A 23,713-nucleotide genomic window follows, 5' to 3' on the forward strand; every position below is an offset into this window, starting at 1 on the left:
TCCTCAAGTCAGCCAAGGGCCTGCTAGGGATTGATTCCTGTATCGATCCATGTGCCCGTCGGATATTCATTGAGGTAGGCGAGATCCGAGTCGTTCAGAGCCGCAATTCGCACGGCGGAATATCCTGCCCTGTTGAGCCATGGTGCTTGCGGATCAATGGCTGGACCAACTTCCATCAGAAATTTGTCGGCTGCGTACACCTGGTATCCAGCACGGGGCCATCCCCATCCGCCGAAGCCGATAATTTTTATAGGGTTGAGAATCCGTAGCACATCCTCATCCGATACCTGTGTACCGAGCCTACTGGAATGTGCCATCAAAATGATGGACCGCACCGTCGCGTGCGTCAGCAGTTCTGGAAGGGTTTCGGAGCAGGGAATCAAGGAGCTCTTCGACTCTCCCTCATAGGTCTTGTTCGGTTGGTGGGAATCGAATGCCCATGTCCAGTCGCCTGTGGGGTCCTCCATGAACGCTACCCGCCCTGCTTTCCCTTGGATACAGGCCGGCTCGTAAATTCTCGTGCCGGCCGACCGGACCTCAAGCCAAGGAGATGTGAGCGTGTACCAATCCCTGAGCGGGGCCGGAAGGGTAGGAGGCAGCTCTTCCAACTGAACCGCGGTAAAGCGCGCTGGACCGAGCCAGCGAGCGAGAAGGGAGGAGAGATCGATTTCGGCAGGATTGATCATTGGATCACTATGGCACGTGCCTATCCGCCTGTCCGAGAGGTGCCAGGCGCTACACCTCCTCAGGGGTGTGCTGCTCTGCCGAAGCCCCTGAACCGCAAACGGATACGCCAGGTTAAGCAGGAGTTCCCCGGCACGAAAAATTCCGGCCGGGGAACTCCTGCTAGCAACGGCTAACACAATGAGGTGAATCGGCCTTGGTGACCGTGTCCGCGTCAGAAGTGCAGCGCTGTTCAGGTGTGGGGGCTTCGCTGTGAATCGTGTCGGATGACCTGTGGGAGCGGATGGAACCGCTGCTGTCACGCAAGAAACGCCGGTTTCGGCACCCGGGACGGAAGCCGCTGCCTGACCGACAGGTGTTGTGCGGCATCCTCTTCGTGCTGCACGGGCATCCAAAGGGAGTACCTGCCTAAGGGCTGTCCCGTATCTGTGGTGCGGACAGCTGTCAGGCGCTCGGGTTCCTCCACAGATGTCGCTCGTCCAGGCTCCCGAATCGCACGTCTCCGCGGGCAAGGTCGACGAGGATGGGCCAGCAGTCGAGCAGTTGCTCTCTCGCATCACGCGAGGCGAGGTACTGCACGGAGTTGTAGGGCACGATCAGGAGCCCGTTGCTCTCACAGACCCGCTCTGCGTCGATGGCGAGAGGCGGCTCGTCCTCGCGCTGGCTCTGCGCAAGAAACGTCACCGCGAGTTGCAGGGCCTCGTCCTGCTCCATCATCCGTCTCCAGTCCGTCGGCTCGAAGAAGGCACCCTAACCGGCCTGGGATGATCTTGGTGTGGCTGGTGTGATCACGGCGTCGGAGCCGTCCTGGATAGCCCCGTTCTCCGGGCTGAGCCCGCGCGCCTTCGGGAAGCTGGTGGCGGTGCTGCGTCGCGAGGGTGCGGACGCGGTCCGCCGGGGCCGGCCGTGGAGTCTTCCGCTGGAGGACCGGGTCCTGCTGGTTGCGGCGTACTGGCGGACGAACCTGACGATGCGGCAGCTCGCGCCGCTGTTCGGGGTCTCGAAGTCGGCGGCGGACCGGATCATCGACCACCTCGGGCCGATGCTCGCGCTCCAGCCCCGCAAGCGGTTCGCGAAGGACGCCGTGCTCATCGTGGACGGCACCCTGGTCCCCACCCGGGATCACACGATCGCGGAGCGGTCGAAGAACTACCGGTACTCCACCAACCATCAGGTCGTCATCGACGCCGACACCCGCCTGGTCGTCGTGGTCGGCCGGCCGCTCGCCGGGAACCGCAACGACTGCAAGGCATGGGAGGAATCCGGAGCCAAAGCCGCCGTCGGCAAGACCCTCACGATCGCCGACGGCGGCTATCCGGGCACCGGACTCGTCATCCCGCACCGCCGTAAGAGAGGCCAGACCAAACTCCCGGACTGGAAAGAAGAGCACAACAAATCCCACAAACAGGTCCGGGCCCGCGTCGAGCACGTCTTCGCCCGCATGAAGACCTGGAGGATCCTCCGCGACTGCCGCCTCAAGGGCGACGGCGTCCACCACGCCATGCTCGGCATCGCCCGCATGCACAACCTCGCCCTCGCCGGATAAGCCGACGGGCCGAACGGCAACCGACCATGCCCAAGGCGACACGAAGATCATTTACGGGACAGCCCTTAGGGAGTTGAGCTTCGGCTCGGGCATGACCTGCTGGCGGCGGCTTCGAGACTGGAACGCAGCCGGCGCCTGGCAGCAGCTCCGCGAGGTGCTGCTGGCCGAGCTCAACGCGGCGGCCCGTCTCGACTGGTCGCGTGCGGTGGTCGACTCCAGCCACGTGCGGGCCGTAAATGGGGGAGCCGGACGGGACCGAGTCCGGTCGATCGTGGCCGAACCGGATCGAAACACCACCTGATCACCGACGGACACGGCACCCCGCTCACCGTGATCCTCACGGGCGGCAACCGCAACGACGTCACCCAGCTCACGCCTCTGATCGACGCCATCCCGCCCATCAGAGGCCGGGTCGGGCACCCGCGACGCAAGCCGAACGCAGTTTCGCCTGGCTCCGCGGCTTCAAACGCCTCCGCATCCGCTGGGAACGATGAGCAGACATGCATGAAGCCTTCCTCAAACTCGCCTGATGCCTCATGACCTACCGACAGATCAGCTCATTGTGTTAGCCGCTGTAAGGCCTGCTGTAGAGGTTTGGCAGGTGGAGCCGGCTCTTGTGGCTTTGCGGGTTTACGGGGCAGCGAGAGTTGTACATTTACCGTCGGTGTGCCTGTTTGAAGTCTTCTGCCGCATACCTCAGAGGCCGCACCGGAACATATTCCGGTGCGGCCTCTGAGGGGTATTGAATTTTCCTCATCACTCACTGAGGTTTGCGTGAGACCCGCCTGGAGCGTCCTCTGCCCTCAAATCGCGGCGTAAGTCCGACGAGATCGGGCTAACTTTCGGGAAACCAGGACGGAACAAAGGAAGTTAGCTCCTCGTCCGTGACGCCACCCTCGGTCCAGCTCAGCAGTTCGAGTTTCTGCTTTACCGACCAGCCGTATGTCTTCCCGAGAGCGGATGCAGCGTTGATTTTTCTACCGCCCGCCTCTCCGAATGCTTGGAGAGACCTGGCTATGTCGACAATCGACGCGCCCGCTTGCTGTGTTCGGCGCGCTTCGGCGACCCACTCTTCCAGAGACATCGCGCCCCTCAAGATCTCGTAAATACTGGCTCAACCTTGGAATAATTCCCAGGCTCACCAATGAGCTTGAGCGACTGTAGCACGCCGAATCCGCTTCTCGTTGCTACTTTTCCTGTCCATGTCTGGAGGATTGCCTTTTCAGGTGACATGCCGCCGGCCGTGAGCTCGTTAAAGGTGTCTCTATTCTCTTCGATGAGGTTGCCGTTGATCGCCTTAACACGGTCGCCAAAGTGGTCCAGCGCCTTGTTGAACAACACGATGCCTCTGACAGGGCTTGTCTTGAGGCCAGCGAGCATTGTCATGGTTCCGTTGCCGTCAACCTCTGCTTCAAAAATGCTGCTCGACTGTGAATGTTCCCACGAGTAGGTGTTGGGGCCCAACTCCTCGGTGCCGCAATTGTGCACCAGGACCGGAGCGGCCTCAGCGACCACGTAATAGGTGTGCGTGTTGCCGACGGTGAGGTTGTGAACCGTCGCGCCCGCGCTGGTCCAGCGCTCCACAGCGGTGATCTGGACCTGCGTGCCGGCTCCGGTGTGGAGCCACTGGCCCGACTTGAGGTCGGTGGCGTCGATCCACTCGCCCAGCTCGGGTACCCAGAACGGGTGGCCGTCGGTCGCCGTGATCTCGGCGGTCTTGGTGCCGTGGTCGCCGTCGGTGTCGATGGTGACCTTGACCAGGTGCTTCAGGCCTTCGCCCTTGATCTCGGCGGTGACCGTCTCGATCCGAGTCTCGCCCGTCTTGGGGTCGGTGGCCTTGACCTTGTCGCCGACCTTCACGTCCTCGATCGGCTTGGTCGAGCCGTCAGCCATGAGGACCTTGGTGCCGGGGGTGAAGCTGTTGTTGATCGGGCAGGAACCGCCGTTGCCTTCACCGGTCTTGCCGGACCCGCCGCTTCCGCTCGAGCCGCCGTTGGAGCGGGCCGAGCCGCCGGAAGAACCACCAGGCTTGGACGTGGCCTTGGCGCCGCCTCCTGACCCCTTGCTGAGATTGGCAGCCGAAGAGGCCTTCGGGGCCGCCTTCGCCTGGGCCTGCTTCTGGACCGGGTTGCCGGTCTTCTTTGTCTGGTTGACCGCCTTGTTGCTGATCGTGTTGGCCTTCTCGGCAGCCTTCTTCTTGGCTGCCTGCGCGGCCTTCTTGGCCTTCTCGATCGCCGCCTTCTTGGCGTCGAGCGCTCTCTTCTCCGCGGCCTTCGCCGCCGCCAGTACTGCCTGGGCCGCCTTCTTCGCTGTCCTGAAGGCCTGGATGGCGGAGATCGTGCGGTTGACCGCCTTCAGGACGGACGGGATCTTGCCCAGCTTGGTCCAGGGGATCGCCCCGACGATGAGGCTTCCACAGGCCCACATGTCACCGCCGAAGCAGTTCATGGCATCGGTGATGCCGATGAAGTCCTTCAGCGCACCCCAGGCCGCCGAGAGGATCACCGAGGTCAGGGACTTGCCCATCGTCGCCTGGGCCGCGGAGACCTGGGCGGCGCTCAGGCCGGCGCCCGCGAGGGCTGCGGCCTTCTCCGACGCGGTGAGCGTCACCGCGAGACCCGTCGGGTCGGAGAGGGTGACCGGGTTGTTGTGGGCGTAGGCGTAGCCGTTGGACTGCAACGGGTCGGCCAGGTCCAGGACCGGGTCGGCGGAGAGGAAGCGGCCGACGACCGGGTCGTAGAGGCGGGCTCCCAGCGGCGTGTAGCCGGAAGCGTCGTTGCGGGTCGCGCCCAGGAACCCGGTGTGGGTCTGCATGGCAGCCGAGGCTCCGCCGCGCTGGTTGCCGAACGGGTCCTGCTTGCGGATCCGCACCTGCATCGTGTCGTTGAGGGCGACCTCCGCGTACGGGCTGCCCTGGTGGTCCGAGGCGATGGCGACCAACTGCTGGGCGCCGGTGCCGTAGCTGTAGCGGAGGACCGTGCCGCCGGGGCTGGCGTAGGAACGCTGGGTGTTGACCAGCACGCCGCCCTTCTGGACGGTGACCTCGGAGTCGCCCAGGTGCAGGGTGGCCTGCTTGCCCTGGACGGTCAGCAGGCGGCTGCCGTCGGGCCCGTAGATGTGCCGGGTCTCGTTCTGCGCCTCCCACTGCTGGGCGCCGGAGCTCGCGGAGCAGGTCGCCAGCACGATCGGTGTGCTGTTGGCTGTGGCCCCGTCCTTGACGGCGACACACAGGCCGGACGCCGGGTGGGTGAGCTGTCCGGCGGCGGTGCGCTTCAGCTGCTGGGCGGCCGAACCGTCACACTTCTGCACCTGCAGCGCCGAACCGGCCGTGTTGCCCGCAGGCTTGGCGCACCACTCCTCGTGGGTGCTCAGCGTGCCCAGGTCGCCGTCGCTCTGGTTGGGCGTGGCGGCGAAGTTCCACTTCTGGGCGGTCGACCCGTTGCAGGAGTAGAGCTGCACCGCCTGGCCCGGAGAGGCCGCGGCGGAGTTCAGGTCGAGGCACTTGTCCGCGAGACCGACGTACTCGGTCTTGCCGCCGCTGCCCTGGCCGACGATCCGCTCGACCTGGCCGTCGTAGGTCCAGGTGAGCTCCTGCTTGTCGCCCGTCGCCGTGGAGGTGACGGTCTTGGTCTCGCCGGTCAGTTCGTACAGGCGCTGCGCCTCGGCGGTGACCTGGGCGCCCTGCGGGGTGACGTACTTCTTCGTCACCTTGGTGAGGGTGCGCGGCTGGCTGCCGTCGGTCTTGCCGTACGCGTACTCGGTGACGGCGTCCTTCGCCGCGTCGCCGGCCAGGTCCTTCTCGGTGAGCTTCTTGCGGTTGCCGAGCAGGTCGTACTCGTACTCCTGCCAGTAGCCGGAACCGTCCGTGCCCGCAGTCGCGTTGGACGTGCCGTCAGGACCGGCCGGGCCCGCGGCGCAGGAGTTCTGGTCCTTGGCGGTCCAGGCCTTCGTCAGCTGGCCGAGCGGGTCGTACGTGAAGCACTGCCGCTCCTCGATGCCGAGGGAGCGTTCGCGGATGGAGGTGACGCTGCCCGCGCTGTTGTACCAGTAGGAGCGGTGCGAGACGAGGTTGCCTCCGACGACGGAGGTGTCGCCCTTCTTCTCCCGGTAGACCTGCTGGTCGACGAGTTCGCCGCTGGCCTCGTCGTAATTGGCCTGTGTCCACACCCGGTTGGGCTGTGCGCCGAGCGTGGCGCGCAGCAGCTGGCCGTAGGAGGAGTAGACCGCCTCGGCGCCGTACCAGTCCTTGCCGGAGACGGAGAGCGGCAGGCCGTCGTTGTCGTAGCGGACGACCAGCTTCTCGGCGGCGAGGTTGCCCGTGGCGGGCAGCGACGCCTCCTTCAGCTGACCGGTGTCCGTGTACGTGTAGTCGTACCGGTAGGAGGCGCTGACCCCCCATGTGCTCGCGATGGACGGCGGCAGCGACAGAGTGGTGGAGGTGGGCTGGTAGTCGGAGGTGAAGCCGCTGACCTTCAGCTCGTACGGCAGGCCGTCGGTGTAGCGCTTGACGGAGGAGGGCAGCCCCTTGCCGCCGGTGGCGCTGTCGTAGGCGTACTCGCTGAGGAGGGTGCCGGTCTCGCCGCCGAGCCGCTGCTTCTTGGGCCGGGACAGTTCGTCGTACTCGGTCCAGGTCGTGATGCCCCGGGCGTTGGTGACCGTCTCCGGGCGGTCACGGCTGTCGTACTTGGTGACAGTGGCGCCCGAGTCCGGGTCGGTGGCCTTGTCCAGCCGGCCCCGGCGGTCGTAGGTCCACGTCCAGGGACGGGAGCGGTCGGCGGAGTGGTCCGCCTTCGCCAACTGACCCCGGGCGTCGTACGCGTAGCGCATCGAGGTGTACGCGTCGCGCGCCGTGTTGGTGAACGTGTCGACCCGGGCGGTACGGCCCAGCGCGTCCGAGTAGACGCGGTAGGAGGCCGAGCCCGACGGGTTGATCACCGTGGAGTTGTCGGCGGCGTACGTGTACTTGGTAGCCCTGGCCGACATCTCCACGCCGCGCAACAGGGGCATTTCCTGGAGCACACGGCCGAGACCGTCGTACGTGTAGCGGGTGGCGTTGGGCACGGCCGTGTCGGCGAGCGGAGTGAAAAGCTCACCGGTGGGCTTGCCCTCGGCGAAGTAGGCGTTGTTGGTCTGCCATACCTCGCCCGAGGTGTTGTACAGCGTGTCCGTGATCAGCCGGCCGCCACCGGTGGCCTGCTCCTGGCTCTGCCGCTCGCGGCCGAGGCCGTCGAAGAGCGTCACCGAGGTCTCCACGCGGTTCTCGTGGCCGCGTGAGGAGGTCGTGATGTACGGGGGCTTGCCCGCCGGAGTCGTGTACGTCGCCGCGAAGTCGGGCACCGCCGATGCCGAGGGGGTGCGGCCGGGGCCCCACGCCTCCTTGAGCCGGCCCAGCGGGTCGTACGACGACTGGCTGACATGGCCGTTGGCGTCGGTCGAGTTGATGGTGGTCGCGCGACCAGGCTCCAGCTCGTCGATCTGCTCGTGCCCCAGGGAGTTCTCGGTGGTGACCTTGAACGCCTGCCCGGAGGACGGGGTGTAGGTCATCTTCGAGACCTTCCCGTCCGGGTCGGTCTGGCGGACGACACGGCTGATCTCGTCGAAGCCGGTGGTGCCCTCGTTCTGGAAGCCGGTGCCGTCCGCCTTCAGCGACCAGACCTGGGTGGCGAGGCCACGGGCGGACTCGGGGAGAGCGGCTCCGTACGCCTGGTTGTCGTAGGCGGTGCGCCCTGCCGAGCTGAGGGCGGCCAGGTTGCCGAAGTCGGCGTCGGCGCAGGTGGTGGCGGACGACTTGACCTGCTTGGTCAGGCCGATGATGTGGGCCTTCTCCTGGTGGAGGTACTCCATCACCGAGCAGGACTCGTCGCCGGTCTTGCCGGTGTCACCGAGGAACTCGACCTGCGTGGGCAGGCCGTACTCCGCGTCGTACGAGGTCTTCGTCTCGATGACGCGCTCGGTGCGCTTGTCGTCGCCGGTGCCGGAGGACTTGGTGTACGAGACCTGCTTCGGCTCGGTGACGCGCCAGGCGCGCAGGGCGGTGAGGCCGTCACCCCGCTCCCGCTTGGCGAGTTCGGTGGCCTTCGGGTAAGTGACCGAGCGGGTCAGCCAGTTGTCGTCGGGGTCCGTGGCGTTGCTGTAGGTGAGCTCCTCCGCGATACGGCCGGCGAAGGGGTCCTGGTCCTTGGCTATCTCGGTGCCGGCGATGTCCTTCACGGACACGGAGTCGCCCATGCCGCGGAAGTACCGGACGACCGACTTGGAGCGCTTGCTGCCGATCTCGGGGTCGTCGGCGCCCGTGACGGTGGTGACCTGCTCGAAGCCCGCGAACTGGGAGTAGGTGCGGGTGGACTTCTTGGTGAACTCCTGCTCGGCCAGACGCCAGCCCGCGTTCTTGTACGCGTAGGAGGTCAGCGTGGAGAACGCGCCGTCGACGTTGGGGAGTTCCTCGACGTCGGCGACCACGTACTTGTGGAACCAGTCGATGTCCTCCTTCGCTGGGTCCGGGTGCCAGAAGGAGGGGTAGCAGAGGCGGGTGTTGGACTTCAGGTCGGCGGGCTCGCCCTTGCCGGGCAGTCCGGTACCTGTGGCGCACGCGCCTTCGGGCTGCTTGTAGTTGACGACGGTCTCACCGCCGTACTCGCTGATCACACGGGCGATACGCAGCCGGGAGAAGCTGGGACGGACGTCGTCGGGCCGCATGACACGGCTGGGCATGTCCTCGGCGTTGGACTCGAAGCGCACCGGGTTGAGGGTGACCTTCTCGTCGGTCGTGCCCTTGCGCCCGTATCCGGTACGGGTGATCGACTCCAGCCAGAGGGCCGGGTTGGAACCGGCTTTGAGCGTCGGGAAGTTCTGCTTGAGCTGGTAATCGTCCACCACCTGGCGGGCGGTGGTGTCCGTGCGCCGCTGCGCCGACGTGGTGATCTTGTCGAGCCGCTTGCGGGTGAAGAAGGCGGGGTTGGCGTTCCAGCACATCTTGCCGGAGCTGCAGCGAAGGTCTGCCGGGGTGTCATACCAGATGCGGTACTTGCCCGGGTCCTTGGAGGTGAAGTTCTCCTCGGTGCAGTCGAGGGAGCCCTCCTTGAAGCACCGCTCCGCGACCGTGAAGTTGACGCGGGCCGGGGCCGGTTCGGAGAAGATCTTGTTGGCGCGCTGCCCGTAGTCGATGCGGGTCAGGTAGCCGCCGCGGTGGTAGGAGACCGGGGCCTTGAAGTTGAAGTTCTTGGCGTAGTAGTTGGTCTCGCGCGCCCACCACAAGGACATGGCGTTGCCGTGGACGTCCTCGACGTAGTCCAGGGACCAGCGCCAGGCCTGGGTGCACGAGGAGCCCGCGAAGTTGCCTGCCTTGTAGCAGTCCTCTTCGGGGTGGTTGCCGAACACCGGGACGGTCAGGACGGAGTTGGTAACCGGGTCGTCGTCATCGGTGGTGGTGGTGCCCTTGTCGGACCAGCCGGGCAGCCGGTGGCGGCCGAAGTAGTGGCGGGTCCCGTCGCGGGTGGTGACCACCCAGTGCTCGCCGTCCTTGGCGCCGTTCTTGAGGCTGGAGTCCTTCAGCAGCTGGACCTTGGAGCCGTCACCGTTGGCGGTGGTCCAGGTCTTCTCTGTCTCGTTCCAGACGAGTTCGGTGGTCATGCCGCCGAGGGACAGCGTGGCGTTGTTGGATCCCCAGCACATGTCACCCGTGCGGTGGGTGGCGTTGTTGGACCCCGGCTTCTTGGAGTCCTGGGTGCAGCCCGCGAATGTCCGGGTGATCGCGCCGGCGCTGTACTCCCAGCCGTCACCGATCCACGATGCCTGGTTGTTCGTGGCAGAGGTGCGGCCGTCCGCGGACTGCGAGGAGTAGGAGAGGTTGATCTTGGGCGTCAGGCCGCCGCCGGTCTCCGGGGTCTGGATCTGGTACCCGTAGGTGAAGGCACCGGACGAGGAGCCCGCGGACCAGGAGCCCGATGAGAGCAGCGGCGTGGCCGTGTAGTCACCGGCCGCCGAGGCGCCGGTGTCGAGTGCGCCGACGACCCGTGAGCCGGACGGGGCCGCGGCGCGCAGCGCGGCCGGGCGCACGGAGGAGCCGGCCGCGTCGGTGCGCGAGCGGGCGGAAGCGCCGTTCGCCTCGGTGGCGGGGGTCCGCTCCTCGCCGAGCAGCTGGCCCACGGGGACGCTGCCCGTGAGGACGCGTCGGGTCGGGACGTTCTTGGCGGCGGCGGTGCGGGTGGGCGCGTCCTCGGCGGACAGCAGCTCCACCTCGCTGGGCAGCGACTCGAAGGTGTCCGAGCCGGGGGTACCGGCGGACATCGTCTCCGTGCCCCCGTCGCCCGGGTCCGGGGCGCAGTCGCCGGTGCCGGAGGCGGTGTACACGCACTCCGGCAGCAGCATGAGGCCGAAGCGGTCGGCGGCCTGCGGGCCGTAGAGGTCGGCGAAGGCGGTGGTGTCGACGCTGAGCGCGACCTCGGCCTCCGGGTCGGCGGTGGCGGGCGGGGTGACCTGCATGATCAGCCCGGCGACGCCCGCGTCCTGGGAGGCCTCGGGGGCGGCGAGAGCCACGTTCCACTGTCCGGCCAGAGCGGCCGGGTCGCCGCCATCCGGGACACCGAGGGCGACCGGCAGGTCGGCGACGGGCACGGTGCCACCGGGCGCCAGGCCGGTCAGGTCGGCGGTGCCGCTGTCCTCCTGCCACGGGGTGATGGCCTGGGGCTCGTACGGGGCCACCGGGACCTCGTCGGCGGTGGTCAGGTTGGACTCGGCGCTCTCGTCCTGACCGATCGGGTCGGTCTCCGGGAGGTCCGGCAGTTCGAGCTGCGTCTCCTCCCGGTTCATGCCGGGGCCGGGGACGGCCCAGGCCTCGGCGGAGAGGCTCGTGACCATCAAGGTCGACGACATCAGCAGAACGACGGACATGCGGGCACGACGCCGCCGAGCACGCCCTGACGATGTCAGGGCCAATCGGCCACGTCCCCGCCAGGACAGCGGACCTGCAGCACGCATACGCGTCGACTCCCACCCGGGCGTGAAGAAACAGAGGAAACGGAACAGAGGTGCGTGAGCACCGGAAAGCGCACGCCCGGCCAAGGGCGCATGGGTCGGCACTCTCCGTCAGGGGTGGTCCGCCGAGCAAGATCACGGATGGTGACGACGGGGGGGATGGAGGTGAGTTGGCCCACAGGGCAAGATCCACTAGATCTCCGCACAGGATGCCAGTTCGGGCATATGCCCCCGCTTCCGCTCCTGTGAGTTCATAGCCACCCGTCAAGAGATGTCAAAAACTGATATTTCCGGTATCACTCTCCTCACTTTCCGCACAGCTGTAACGAATTAATGAACTTCTCATGGTGGACACTCCTTCCGGTCCCTGTGCGATCGTTCGGCGCTCTCCGCCGTCCGGTTCGTGAGCAGGACCTCCTTCGTCGTCCCCTTTTCCGTCCGGCCCCACGGGAGTAGCCCGCAGTGTCCGCGCCACGCCTTCTCAGCCCCTTCGTGCGTACGCGCACCAGGCTGACGTGCACCCTCGGCCTCCTGCTGGCCGCACTCACCGCCGCGTTGCTGCCCTGGTGGCAGCCCGGCGCCGACAGCCCGTCACCCGGCGGGGACGGCCCGGCCGTCGCCAAGCCGGCCAAGCCCGTCTCCACGGGGCTCCGCGACGAGAGCGCCGCCATGGCCGAGGCGCTCCGCCGCGGCAAGAAGGTCCTCGTCGACACCGCCACCACGGCCACCTCCCGCACCTGGGCGCTGCCCGACGGGCAGTGGCGTGCGGAGTTCCACGCGCTGCCGCAGCGGGTGAAGAACGCGGAGGGGCGCTGGGCGGACATCGACACCACCCTGAAGCGGACCGGCAAGGCCGACGACGGGCTGAGCATCCGCCCCGTCAACGCCCCGGTCCCGGTGCGCTTCTCCGACGGCAGTGCCGACGGCGCCCGCAAGGGCGGGGAGCGGGCCGAGCGCTCGTACGCCCGGCTGCCGCTGCTGGCCCCGGCCGACCGCGCCCCGGCCGGTGAGACCGTCCTCGCGGAATCGGAGTTCGACGGGCACACCATCGCGTACACCTGGCCCGGACCGCTGCCCGAGCCGCTGCTCGACGGACCCCGTGCCCTGTACTCCGAGGTGCTGCCCGGAGTGGACCTGCTGCTCGTCGCCCGTGACGAGGGCGGCTTCGGCCAGCTGCTGATCGTGAAGACCAAGGAGGCCGCGGCCCAGGCCGCCGTCAACTCCCTGACGTACGGCCTCCGTTCCGAGACGGCCGTGTTCCGTCACGATAAGACCACCGGCGGCGTGCTGGTCGTGGACCGGGCCACCGGTGACGAGATCACCTCGGTCCCGACCCCCTTCGGCTGGGACTCCGCCGGTATGGACCCCGAGGCCCCGGAGACCGAGCCCCGTACCGCCGTGGCCACCCCCGAGGACGTGCTGAACCTCTCCGGCCTGGTCGGCATGGAGCCCGGCGCCCGGCAGAGCCCGCTGGCGACCCGCCTGGACGGCGAGGGCTCCGGTGCTGCCCGGCTGAGCCTGGACGTCTCCAGCAGCGGACTGTTCAGCGACGAGGACGTCCTGTTCCCCGTCTTCCTGGACCCGACGATCACTCCCGGCTGGAAGGCGTGGACGACGGCCTACAAGCCGTACCCCAACACGAGCTTCTACAACGGCACCAACTTCAACTCCGGTACGGCCGACGCGCGCGTCGGGTACGAGAAGGACACCGGAGGCACCGCCCGCGCCTTCTGGCGGATGGGCTACGACACCAAGCTCAAGGGCGCGGACATCACCAGCGCCGAGTTCAAGGTCATCAACAACTACGCCTGGTCCTGCACGAAGCGCGAGTACGAGCTGTCGCTGACCGGGGCCATCTCCTCAGGCACCACCTGGAACAAGCAGCCGAGGTGGGACACCTCCCAGGGTAAGCAGTCCTTCGCCTACGGCTACAACTCCTCCTGCTCCGACGAGTACGTCAAGTACAGCGTGAAGAACGCGGCCCAGCAGGCCGCCGACAACGGCTGGGCGACGCTCACCCTCGGCATGCGTTCCCCGGACGAGTCGAAGAAGGACTCCTACACCTGGCGCAAGTTCTCGGCGAAGTCCGCGGTCCTGGCGGTCACCTACAACCGCAACCCCAACCAGCCGACCGGCGGCACGACCTCGCCTGGCGGTGCCTGCGTGCCCGGGCCGGGCGCCGGGCGTACCGTCGCGAAGGCCAACCTCGTCCTGTCCGCCACCGCCTCCGACCCCGACGGCAACCTGAAGGGCCTGCGCTTCCGGTTCTGGAAGACGGGCGGCACAGTTCCGGCGGGCACCCTCGTGACCAGCCTGAGCAGCGGCAAGGCTTCGGTGACGATCCCCTCCACCAGCCTCGCCGACAAGACCACCTACTCGTGGGACGTACGGTCCGAGGACTCGGCCGGAGCCGTCTCCACCTACTTCCCGCTGGGCACGGAGCCCTGCCGGATCACCGTGGACGCCTCCGGGCCGCCGGCTCCCGACGTGACCAGCGACGAGTTCCTGGAGGCCACCCCCGACGGCGCCACCTGGGCCACGGTCAAGTTCGGCGGCACCGGTTCCGCCACCTTCAAGGCCAGTGGTGCGACCAAGTTCAGGTACGCCTTCAACGGGCTGAACGCCAAGGAGGTGGCGGCCACCTCCGGGAGCGCCACCGTCACCAACCTCAAGCCGCCGCACGCCGGCCCGACCTATCTGCACGTGTACGCCTACGACGCGGTGGGCAACCCCAGTGAGCGCACCGACTACGTCTTCTACGTGCCGCCCCGGGACACCGCCGACGGACCCGGTGACACCGGGGGCGATGGCCGGCCCGACCTGCTGGTCATCAACTCCTCCGGGAACCTGCGGACCTACGTCGGAGACGTGGACGGCGAGCTGTTCGGCTCCCTGGCCGCCTCGTACACCACCGACGGCACGACCAACCCGCCGGGCCACTGGTACGACCCCGCCACCGGCAAGACGGCTCTGATCAGCAAGCACTCGGACGTCTACCCCGGCGACGGCGTCACCGACCTCTTCGCCCGCACCCCCGACGGAGGCTTCTGGCTCTACCCGGGCGACGGCTACGGCAGCTTCAACGTCGACAAGCGGCTGCGGGTGCGGCTGCCGTCCGACGCGCCGGACCCGGCCACCTGGGACCAGATCAAGGCGGTCGGGGACATCACCGGCGACAAGCGGCCGGATCTGTTCGTCCGGACCGGGGCAGCCTTCTGGGTGCTGACCGGGTACACCGGCGGCGGCTTCCACGAGGCGATCCGGATGAACCACGACGCCTGGGCCGCCCGCGAGATCGTCAACGTGGCCGACGTCGACCTGGATGGAACACCCGACCTGGTGTGGCGCAACCGTACGGACGGCAAGATGTACGTCCGCCACGGCAAGCCGGGCGCGGTCGTCGCCAGCGTAGACCTGGTCTCGCTCACCACGGGCGCCAACTCCCGTGACGGGGACGTGCCGTACGGGACCAGCTGGACCGATGCGAACATCTCCGCCGTCGTCGGTGTCCCTGACCTGAACGGCGACCGGATACCCGACGTGTGGGCCCGCTTCAAGGCGGACGGCCAGATGCGCGTGTACCACGCGTCGAAGACGAACGTCGATCCGCCGGTGAAGATCGTTCTGAGTTCGGACTGGAGCAACTTCAAGGCATTCACCTGAGTCATCGCATCAGTCCCGGAGGGCGCCGTCCGCGAGGGCGGCGCCCTCACCCGCTTCCGGCGGGCGTCCGCGCGCCCTATGGTGCGGAACCTGGCGGAGATGGGACCCTAGTGGTATGAACATCCCTTTCTTGGACAACTGGCGTAAGCGTCAGGGTGGTACGCAGGGGCGCGCGCTCGTGGCCGCCGTCGAAGCTGATCCCGACGGTGTGGCCGAGCTGCTCGCCGAATGCGAACTGCTGCGTGCCCGGGTGGGGCAGCAAGGGCTCGAACTCGACGACTCCCCGGCCTCGTTGGCCGCGCTCGACCAGTTGCCGCCGCGCTGGCGCGACGATCCCGAGGAGCTGCCCTGGCTGGGCAACGACGCCGGTCTCTATCTGGGCACCGTCATCGTGCGCACCGTCCCGGGGGCCGCGTGGGACATCTGGCCGAGCGGGCAGCCCGTGGTGCGGCTGGAGTCCGGGCGGGAGATCGACGTGGTCGCCGCCGGGCTGGACTGGGCGATGGCGGGCAGTCCCGAGCTCTCGCAGATGTACGCGGAGTCGGCCGAGAACTGATCTCCCGTAGCGATAAACAGCCTTATGTTCCATATGGGCGTGTCGGGTGCGAAGTCCCTTTTCGGGATGGATAGTTTGCGCTGACCTCGACACAGCGACAAGTGGGTAGGGCAGCGCATGGCCGTCGATCCGTTGATCGAACTGAGGGACGTCAACAAACACTTCGGAGAGTTGCACGTACTTCAGGACATCAATCTCACCGTCGGCCGCGGGGAGGTGGTGGTGGTCATCGGCCCCTCCGGCTCCGGCAAATCCACCCTCTGCCGGGCGGTCAACCGGCTGGAGACGATCGAGTCCGGCTCCATCCTGATCGACGGCCGGCCCCTCCCCGAGGAGGGCAAGGGCCTGGCCCAGCTCCGCGCCGAAGTCGGCATGGTCTTCCAGTCGTTCAACCTCTTCGCCCACAAGACCGTGCTGGCCAATGTCTCCCTGGCCCAGCTCAAGGTCCGCAAGCGCAAGAAGGAGGAGGCCGACCGGCGCTCCCGGGAACTGCTGGAGCGGGTCGGCCTCGCCGCCCACGCCGACAAGTTCCCGGCCCAGCTCTCCGGCGGCCAGCAGCAGCGCGTGGCGATCGCCCGCGCCCTGGCCATGGACCCCAAGGCACTCCTCTTCGACGAGCCGACCTCGGCGCTCGACCCGGAGATGATCAACGAGGTGCTGGAGGTCATGCAGCAGCTCGCCCGGGACGGCATGACCATGGTCGTGGTCACCCACGAGATGGGCTTCGCCCGGTCCGCCGCCAACCGCGTCGTCTTCATGGCCGACGGCCGCGTCGTCGAGGACCGCACCCCGGAGGACTTCTTCACCGCCCCGGAGAGCGACCGCGCCAGGGACTTCCTGTCCAAGATCCTCAAGCACTGACGGGAGGCTTCTCGTGTCGCGTACCACCAGTGACCGCAGGGGCCGCCGTGCGGCCCTCGCGCTCTGTCTCCTGCTCTCCGTCCTCGCCGCGGCCTGCGGCAAGGACGGCAGCCCGCCGGTGAAGGGCCCGAAGCCCGAGGCGCTGCCCGTCTACCGGGTGAACCAGAACTTCGACCTGCCCGCATCGCCCACCTGGCGGAAGGCCGAGCGGCGCGGCTATCTGATCGTCGGCGCCAAGGAGGACCAGCCCTACCTCGGCGAGAAGGACCCGGCCAGCGGCGTCTTCTCCGGCTTCGACATCGAGATCGCCCGGATGATGTCGGCCTCGCTCGGCTTCGAACCCGACACCATCCGCTTCCGGACGATCGCCTCCGCCAACCGGGAGACCGCCCTCCAGAACGGGCAGATCGACTACTACGTCGGCACCTACACCATCAACGACATGCGCAAGAAGCTCGTCGGTTTCGCCGGCCCCTACTACATGGCGGGCCAGGGGCTGCTGGTGCGCACCGACGAGAACGACATCGACGGGCCGCAGGACCTGGACGGCAAGACGGTCTGTTCGGCCGCCGGCTCCACGCCGTACCAGCGCATCGCCGAGGACTACCCCAAGGCGGTCCTCGTCGCCTACGACACGTACTCGATCTGTGTCGACAACCTGCTGACCTTCCAGGTCGACGCCGTCACCACCGACGACGCCATCCTGCTCGGCTTCGCGGCCAAGGCGCCCGACGAGATGAAGGTCGTCGGCAAGCCCTTCTCGGAGGAGCCGTACGGCATCGGGGTACCGCGCGCCGACAACGCGCTGCGGGCCGCGCTCAACGACGCGCTGGAGGCCGACGAGAAGAACGGCAACTGGAAGAAGGCGTTCGAAGCGACGCTGGGGCTCTCCGGAGTGCCCGCGCCGACCCCGCCGCCGATCGACCGCTACCCGGCGAACTGAGGGGACGGCGCCACCCATGGACGTACTGACAGACAACTTCTCCCTCTACGGCAAGGGCTTCCTCGGCACCGTCGAGCTGACCGTCTACTCCTCGGCCCTCGCTCTCGCGCTCGGCTTCGTCATGGCCTCCTTCCGCGTCGCGCCCGTCGGGTCGCTGCGGGTGCTGGGCACGGTTTGGGTGACGGTGCTGCGGAACACGCCGCTGACGCTGCTGTTCTTCGCGGTCCTCCTCGGTCTGCCCCGCTTCGGCCTCGTACTGCCCTTCCAGCTCTTCGCCGTCCTGGCGCTCGGCTGCTACACCTCCGCCTTCATCTGCGAGGTGCTGCGCTCCGGCATCAACACCGTGCCGACCGGCCAGGGCGAGGCGGCGCGCAGCCTCGGCATGACCTTCGGCCAGACCCTGAGCGAGGTCGTCCTGCCGCAGGCCTTCCGCTCGGTGATCCCGCCCGTCGGCTCCACCCTGATCGCGCTGGCCAAGAACTCCGCGATCGCCGGCGCGTTCAGCGTCACCGAGCTGCTCGGCACCTACCGGACGCTCAACGAGCTGGGCTACAGCATCATCTGGACGTTCATCTGGATCGCCGTCGGCTACCTGATCATCACCCTCACCATCAGTGCGCTCTTCAACGTGATGGAGAAGCGCTGGGGAGTCGCACGATGACCCACTCCGCCCCGACCGCCACCGCGCTCTACGACATCCCGGGCCCGCAGACCCGTAGACGGCATCTGCTGTACGGGATCGTCTCGACGGCCGTGATCCTCGCCCTCGTCGGCTGGATCGTCTATCTCCTCTTCGACACCGACCAGTTCACCGCCGAGAAGTGGCGCCCCTTCGCGTACAAGGGCATCCAGGAACTGCTGCTGCGCGGACTCGGCAACACGCTCAAGGCGTTCGCGTACGCCGCCGTCCTCTCCCTCGCCCTCGGCGCGGTCCTGGCGGTCGGCCGGCTCTCGGTGCACCGCCCGGTGCGCTGGATCGCCACGCTGCTGGTCGAGTTCTTCCGGGCCATGCCGGTGCTCGTGATGATCTTCTTCATCTTCGTGGCGCTGAAGGTCCACGCGCTGCCCGCGCTGGTCGCCGGGCTGACCCTCTACAACGGCTCGGTCCTCGCGGAGGTCTTCCGGACCGGGATCAACTCCGTGGACCGCGGCCAGCGCGAGGCCGCGTACGCCCTCGGGATGCGCAAGACGCAGGTCACGACGTTCGTCCTGGCTCCGCAGGCGGTACGCGCGATGCTGCCGACCATCATCAGTCAGCTGGTGGTCGCGCTCAAGGACACCTCACTGGGTTACCTGATCACCTACGAGGAATTCCTCCACGCCGGGAAGCTGATCGCGTCGAATCTCGACTACGATCTTCCCTTCATCCCCGTCGTGATGGTGATCTCTCCGATCTACATCGGTCTGTGCATGCTGCTCTCGTGGTTCGCCACCTGGGTGGCGCGGCGGCAGCGGCGCAATCCGAAGACGGAGGCGGTGGGGGTGGCTCCGGCCGAGCCGGGGAAGCTGCTGCCGGGAGGTCAGTAGCCGAGCATGTCCCGCCCGGCAGCAGTCGGTGATCACTTCTCGCGCAGCGGGACCGAGAGATGACTCGGGTCCGAGGCGGGCGAGGAGAAGGTCAGCTGCGCGCCGGTCGGGTTGTGCTCGATGTACAGCGGATCGACGGTGTCGATCACCAGGGCGAGCCGGTGACCGGCCGGGACGTCGTAGGCCGTGGAGAACAGCTCCAGGTCGACGGCGAACGGCCGGCCCGCCGTCCGGTCGTGGAAGGTGTACGGGGCGTTGCTGACCAGCTTGCCCACGCCGAGCGGGCCGACGTCGTAGAGGTACGCGACGAAGGTGCCGCTCGTCTTCGTGCTGGTGACCGTGGTGTGCAGCTTCGCCGTGCCCCGGATCCGCTGCTCGGAGCCGTACCTCTCCGACTGCCAGACGCTCGCGAAGGTGCGCGGCAGAAGCGGTACGGAGACGGCCGGCGGCAGCTTCAGGAACTGGTCCAGCGCGTTGGAGAGCAGCGTGACACCGCCGTTGGCGCCCGAGTCGACGTTGGCCCACACCTTCTTCGTGCCGTCGAGCGCGATGCGGTTCTTCGCCGCACCCACCGACTTCCAGTCCGCGTAGCCCTCGTACCCCTTGTCGGTACGGGACTTGAGCTGGACCGGCTGCTCGGTGTCGATGCCGTTGCGCTCGCCCTTGAGGTAGCGGTCGAACCAGCGGCGGGTGCTCGTCCAGGTGTCGTTGGGCAGCCCGAACAGGCCGGTGAGTTCGGCGGTGGCGTGGTCGCCGGGACGGAACTCCAGGCGCTTGGGGCCGGTGAGCTTCTCGTAGAGCGAGGCGTACTGGTTGGGCGGGAAGATCGTGTCGCCCCAGGCGTTGCCCATCATGATGGCGGCGCCGTTGGTGTTGATCCGGTCGAGGTAGGTCGCGGGGGAGCGCTTGGCGCCCCAGGCGATCATCTCCGGTTCCTTGTCCAGCTTCGAGCCGAGGAAGTCCTTCAGCGTCTGCGAGAGTTCGTCGCTGGGGCGGCCGGTGATCAGCCCGGCACCGCCGAGCAGGGCGGCGGCCTGGAGGTGCTGGGTCCGGCCGCTGTAGATCGAGTCGATCAGGTCGGCCCAGCCGCTGAGCGCGGCCACCGCCTTGATCCGCGGGTCGTGCCCGGCGGCCAGCAGGCTGATGCCGGCGCCGTACGAGACCCCGCCCATGCCGATCCGGTCCGGGTCGGCCGAGGTGTTCGCCAGCGCCCAGTCGATGACGGCGGAGGCGTCCGCGATGTCCGGCGGACCCGCCACCTCGATCTTCCCGCCGGAGAGCCAGAAGCCGCGCGAGGTGTAACTCACCACCACGTAACCGGAGTCGGCGAGCTTCTGGGCCTGCGCCAGATACTCGATCTGCGGCATGGCCCAGCTGGTCGGGAAGACGATGAGGGGGTGTTTCGCTTCGGCCGGAGCCCCGGCCGACGCTCCGGCCGGCCTGAACACATTGCCCTTGAGCGTGATGCCGCCGGAGCCGGGGATGTCGTGGAACGTCAGGCCCGGCGCGGAGGCGGCGCTCGCGGGGGCGGTTGCGGGCGCTGCTCCCGCCGCCGGAGCCGCGCCGAGGGCGGCTCCGGTCAGCAGGACGGCGGCGGTGGTGATCGAAGCAGTGGTGCGCAGTGCCGGTTTCGGACGTACCACGGGTCACTCCTCACGCGTGTCAGTGCAAAGTGACCCGACGGTAACCCCGGTTGTTTACCGCTGGTAACTACCGGGTGTGTTGCGTGAAGGTAACGATTGTTGGACGCCGTGTCAGTAGAGGTCCGGGTGCCGGGGCGTCACTTCAGCGCGCTCTTCGCCTGCCAGTCGGTCCAGGACACGTTCCACGCGCCGTACCCGTTGCCCTCGGCGACCGTGCCCTTGGCCTCGGCGCCGGTGATCTCGAACGGGTCGCCGACCCGCACCTGCCCGTAGAGCGCGGAGGCGTCGGCGTCGCTCATCCCGAGACAGCCCGAGCTGCGGTTGGCGTTGCCGAAGTAGGGCGCGTTCCACGGCGCGGCGTGCGCGTACATCCCGGACCAGGTCAGCCGCATCGAGAAGTCGACCATCTTGTCGTAGGCGTCGCCGAGCCCCACGGTCTCGGAGTTCATGTTGATCGTGCCCTCCTTCGACATCAGGACGGCCGTGCCGCGCCAGGACGCCTTCTTGCCGCCCGGCGTGCCGGCCGACATCGGGGCCTGGAGCACCTGCTTGCCGTCGCGGTGCAGAGTGAGACGGTGTCCGTCGAGGTCGACCTTGACGACCTGGGCCGCGCCGATGGTGAAGGTGGTGGCGTAGTCACGGACGAACCAGCCGCCGTCCGCGCCCGTGTCGATGCCGTTCAGCTCGGCGGCCAGAGTGACCTTCGTGCCGGGCTTCCAGTACTCCTTGGGCCGCCAGTCGATGCGGTCCTTGCCCGAGTGGTCCTGCAGCCAGCCCCAGGAGCCCTCGGTGCTGTTGGACGTCGACACCTTCAGCCCCTTCTCCACCGCCGCCTTGTTCTTCACCGGGTGGTCGAAGACGATCGAGAGCGGCTGGGCGATGCCGACCGTGGTGTCCTTGCCCGGCGCGAGCGACAGCTTGTTGACCTTCTCCGCCTCGGTGGTCGTGAACGTCGCCCGGTCGCTGCCGCCGTCCGCGTCCTGCGCCGCGACCGTGTACGCGGTGCCCGGCGCGGCGACCCGTTCCGATATCCAGCTCCGGCCGTCGGCGGATATCTTCCCGGCCAGCGCGCCGCCCTTGTCCGCCGTCACCGACACCGTCTTCAGCTTCCCGTGCGCCAGCGTGACCTTCACCGGTTCACCCGGGGCCGCCGCCTTGCCCTGGAGGTTCACGGAGATGCTGGTCTCGGGCGCCGCCTTGCCGTCCCCGCCCTCCTGGGCGGCGGAGCCGGACGCGCCACCGCCCGAACAGGCCGTCAGCGCGGCGGCGAGCAGCGCCGCCGGGACGGTGGTCAGGGCGGTACGACGGTGGATGCGCGGGCGTGCGGAACTCAACGGAAAAACCTCCAGGGCTGCAGGGCTCGACAGAGGAGAGGCGATTTCCCCCCTGACGGGTTCCGTTTCCCCCATGTCGGGTTCGGCTTCCCCCATGTCGGGTTCGGCCGTGCCCCCACCGGACCGGCGGGGGACCCTGCGGAGTACCCTCCACCGTCGGCCAGTACCTCGGAGCGCGGGAGAGACCAGTGGGCAGAATCGTCGAGCCCGAGGAGGCGGAAGGGGCCGGTGGGTCCGGTGGGTCCGCTGGGTCAGGGGAGTCCAGCGGGTCAGGGGAGTCCGGCAGGTCGGGGGAGTCCGCAGTGACGCCCGACGGTTCCGTCGTGCCCGAAGAAGCCGGTACCGAGCCCGCGATACCCCCGGCCCGGTCCGCCTCCGTCCTGCGCAGCGGGGCCGTGATGGCGGCGGGCTCCGTCGTCTCCCGCGCCACCGGGTTCGTCCGCTCGGCCGTCGTCGTCGCCGCACTCGGCACCGGCCTGACCGCCGACGGCTACACGGTCGCCAACACCGTCCCCAACATCCTCTACATCCTCCTCATCGGCGGCGCCCTCAACGCCGTCTTCGTCCCCGAACTGGTCCGCGCCGCCAAGGAGCACGCCGACGGAGGCGCCGCGTACACCGACCGGCTGCTCACCGTGTGCACCGTCGGTCTCCTCGCCCTCACCGCGCTCGCCGTGGCGGCGGCTCCGCTGATCGTCGGCCTCTACACCGACTACGACGGCCGCCAGGCCGAGTTGACGATCGCGCTGGCCCGCTACTGCCTGCCGCAGATCCTCTTCTACGGGCTCTTCACGCTGCTCGGCCAAGTCCTCAACGCCCGCGGCCGGTTCGGCGCAATGATGTGGACACCGGTCCTCAACAACATCGTGATCGTCGGGGTGTTCGGCCTCTACATCGCCGTCGCCGCCACCTCCGACGGCACCCTCTCCGACGCGCACGCCCACCTCCTCGGCTGGGGCACCACCGCCGGGATCGCCGTGCAGACGCTCGCGCTGATCCCCGCGCTGCGGGCCGCGAAATTCCGCTGGCGGCCCCGGTTCGACTGGCGCGGCAGCGGGCTGACCCGGCCGATGCGCTCGGCCGGCTGGCTCGTGCTGCTGGTGCTCACCAACCAGCTCGCGTACTGGGTCGTCACCCGGCTCTCCACCACCGCCGGCCAGCAGGCCTTCGAGCAGGACGTGGCGGGCGGCGCGGGCTACACCGCGTACAGCTACGCCTACCAGCTCTGGGTCGTCCCGCAGGGCATCATCACCGTCTCCCTCGTCACCGCGCTGATGCCCCGGATGAGCCGCGCGGCGGCCGACGGGGACCTCGCCGGGGTGCGGCGCGACGTCGCGTACGCGCTGCGGACCAGCGCCGCCGTCATCGTGCCCGCCGCCACCGCGTTCCTGGTCCTCGCACCCTGGGTGATCGGCTCGGTCCTCGGGTACGGGCGCACCACCGACGCCGACATCACCGTGATGGCCGGAATCATGATGGCCTTCGCCCCCGGGCTCATCGCCTTCTCCGGGCAGTACGTCCTCTCGCGCGGCTTCTACGCGATGAGCGACACCCGCACGCCCTTCCTGCTCAACCTCGTGGTCGCCGCCGTCAACGCCGGGCTCTCGGCGGCCGCTTACTGGCTGCTGCCCGTCCGCTGGGCCGTGACCGGGATGGCCGGAGCCAGCACGGTGGCCTTCGTCATCGGCTTCGCCGTCACCGGGTACGTCCTCTCCCGTCGGGTCTCGGCCACCGGGACCGGGTCCTTGCTGCGCTCGCCCACGCTCGGCGCCCACCTCAAGCTGATCGTCGCCTGCCTGCCCGCTGGTGCGCTCGCCTACGGGGCCGCCCGGGCGGCCGAGGGCGCGGGCGACGTGGCGGCCGCCGGGGCCGGGACGCTAGCGCTGCTGCTCACGGTGGTGCTGCTGGCCCGGCCGCTGAGGATCGGCGAGATCACCGCGATGGTGGACAGCGGCCGGGCCCGGCTGCGGCGCTGATTGTCCT

At 68.2% G+C, this 23,713-nt stretch carries 13 protein-coding genes and 2 pseudogenes; 10 read left to right on the plus strand and 5 right to left on the minus strand.

Annotated features, from left to right (window positions below; all coding sequences use genetic code 11):
• Positions 1-23 precede the first annotated feature (23 nt).
• Entirely contained in the window at positions 24-686 is a 663-nt protein-coding gene (locus ACQP09_RS30300) for a hypothetical protein (protein ID WP_433405452.1), read from the minus strand.
• A gap of 254 nt (positions 687-940) precedes the next feature.
• Between ACQP09_RS30300 and ACQP09_RS30305 the strand changes: the two are divergent.
• A pseudogene (locus ACQP09_RS30305) lies at positions 941-1,100 on the plus strand (transposase); the annotation flags it as partial.
• A 28-nt stretch (positions 1,101-1,128) separates the two neighbouring features.
• On the opposite strand, the gene ACQP09_RS30310 reads toward ACQP09_RS30305, so the two are convergent.
• The gene (locus tag ACQP09_RS30310) at positions 1,129-1,401 is read right to left on the minus strand and encodes a YrhB domain-containing protein (protein WP_433399965.1); all 273 of its coding nucleotides are present in this window, start codon (positions 1,399-1,401) and stop codon (positions 1,129-1,131) included.
• A 58-nt stretch (positions 1,402-1,459) separates the two neighbouring features.
• Here ACQP09_RS30310 and ACQP09_RS30315 point away from each other — a divergent pair, with 58 nt between their 5' ends.
• Both ACQP09_RS30315 and ACQP09_RS30320 read left to right on the plus strand, forming a co-directional pair.
• Positions 1,460-2,230 (plus strand): transposase, encoded by a 771-nt coding sequence (locus ACQP09_RS30315; protein ID WP_433399962.1) that lies wholly within the window; start codon positions 1,460-1,462, stop codon positions 2,228-2,230.
• A gap of 70 nt (positions 2,231-2,300) precedes the next feature.
• Positions 2,301-2,674: pseudogene (locus tag ACQP09_RS30320) on the plus strand (transposase); the annotation flags it as partial.
• 648 nt (positions 2,675-3,322) lie between these two features.
• Here the strand turns inward: ACQP09_RS30320 and ACQP09_RS30325 are convergent.
• Positions 3,323-11,119, minus strand: coding sequence for a ricin-type beta-trefoil lectin domain protein (locus ACQP09_RS30325; protein WP_433405455.1), 7,797 nt, complete (start codon positions 11,117-11,119; stop codon positions 3,323-3,325).
• Between the two features lie 546 nt (positions 11,120-11,665).
• On the opposite strand from ACQP09_RS30325, the gene ACQP09_RS30330 reads away from it, so the two are divergent.
• The 6 genes from ACQP09_RS30330 to ACQP09_RS30355 all read left to right on the plus strand — a co-directional run bounded on the left by ACQP09_RS30330 (position 11,666) and on the right by ACQP09_RS30355 (position 18,753).
• Positions 11,666-14,866, plus strand: coding sequence for an FG-GAP-like repeat-containing protein (locus tag ACQP09_RS30330; RefSeq protein WP_433405457.1), 3,201 nt, complete (start codon positions 11,666-11,668; stop codon positions 14,864-14,866).
• A gap of 115 nt (positions 14,867-14,981) precedes the next feature.
• Positions 14,982-15,422 carry a DUF6278 family protein gene (locus tag ACQP09_RS30335; protein ID WP_433405460.1) on the plus strand — a complete coding sequence of 147 codons (441 nt, stop codon included), beginning with the start codon at positions 14,982-14,984 and terminating at the stop codon, positions 15,420-15,422.
• Between the two features lie 117 nt (positions 15,423-15,539).
• Positions 15,540-16,283: an amino acid ABC transporter ATP-binding protein gene (locus tag ACQP09_RS30340; RefSeq protein ID WP_433405463.1), complete on the plus strand. Its 744-nt coding sequence runs from the start codon at positions 15,540-15,542 to the stop codon at positions 16,281-16,283.
• Positions 16,284-16,296: 13 nt separating this feature from the next.
• Positions 16,297-17,226: a glutamate ABC transporter substrate-binding protein gene (locus tag ACQP09_RS30345; RefSeq protein WP_433405466.1), complete on the plus strand. Its 930-nt coding sequence runs from the start codon at positions 16,297-16,299 to the stop codon at positions 17,224-17,226.
• A gap of 16 nt (positions 17,227-17,242) precedes the next feature.
• Complete coding sequence (locus tag ACQP09_RS30350) at positions 17,243-17,887, plus strand: amino acid ABC transporter permease (protein ID WP_093686622.1); 645 nt, start codon at positions 17,243-17,245, stop codon at positions 17,885-17,887.
• The gene (locus ACQP09_RS30355; RefSeq protein ID WP_433405470.1) at positions 17,884-18,753 is read left to right on the plus strand and encodes an amino acid ABC transporter permease; all 870 of its coding nucleotides are present in this window, start codon (positions 17,884-17,886) and stop codon (positions 18,751-18,753) included. Before ACQP09_RS30350 ends, ACQP09_RS30355 begins: the two co-directional genes overlap by 4 nt.
• A gap of 32 nt (positions 18,754-18,785) precedes the next feature.
• Here the strand turns inward: ACQP09_RS30355 and ACQP09_RS30360 are convergent, their stop codons facing one another.
• Positions 18,786-20,396, minus strand: a complete 1,611-nt coding sequence (locus ACQP09_RS30360) for a CocE/NonD family hydrolase (protein ID WP_433405473.1) — start codon at positions 20,394-20,396, stop codon at positions 18,786-18,788.
• Between the two features lie 137 nt (positions 20,397-20,533).
• On the minus strand, positions 20,534-21,730 hold the full coding sequence (locus tag ACQP09_RS30365) for a L,D-transpeptidase (protein ID WP_433405476.1): 1,197 nt from the start codon (positions 21,728-21,730) through the stop codon (positions 20,534-20,536).
• Between the two features lie 323 nt (positions 21,731-22,053).
• Between ACQP09_RS30365 and murJ the strand changes: the two genes are divergently transcribed.
• The gene (gene murJ / locus ACQP09_RS30370) at positions 22,054-23,706 is read left to right on the plus strand and encodes a murein biosynthesis integral membrane protein MurJ (protein ID WP_433405479.1); all 1,653 of its coding nucleotides are present in this window, start codon (positions 22,054-22,056) and stop codon (positions 23,704-23,706) included.
• Positions 23,707-23,713: the final 7 nt, after the last annotated feature.

It is taken from the genome of Streptomyces sp. CA-146814, from assembly GCF_050942385.1.
Taxonomy (GTDB): domain Bacteria; phylum Actinomycetota; class Actinomycetes; order Streptomycetales; family Streptomycetaceae; genus Streptomyces.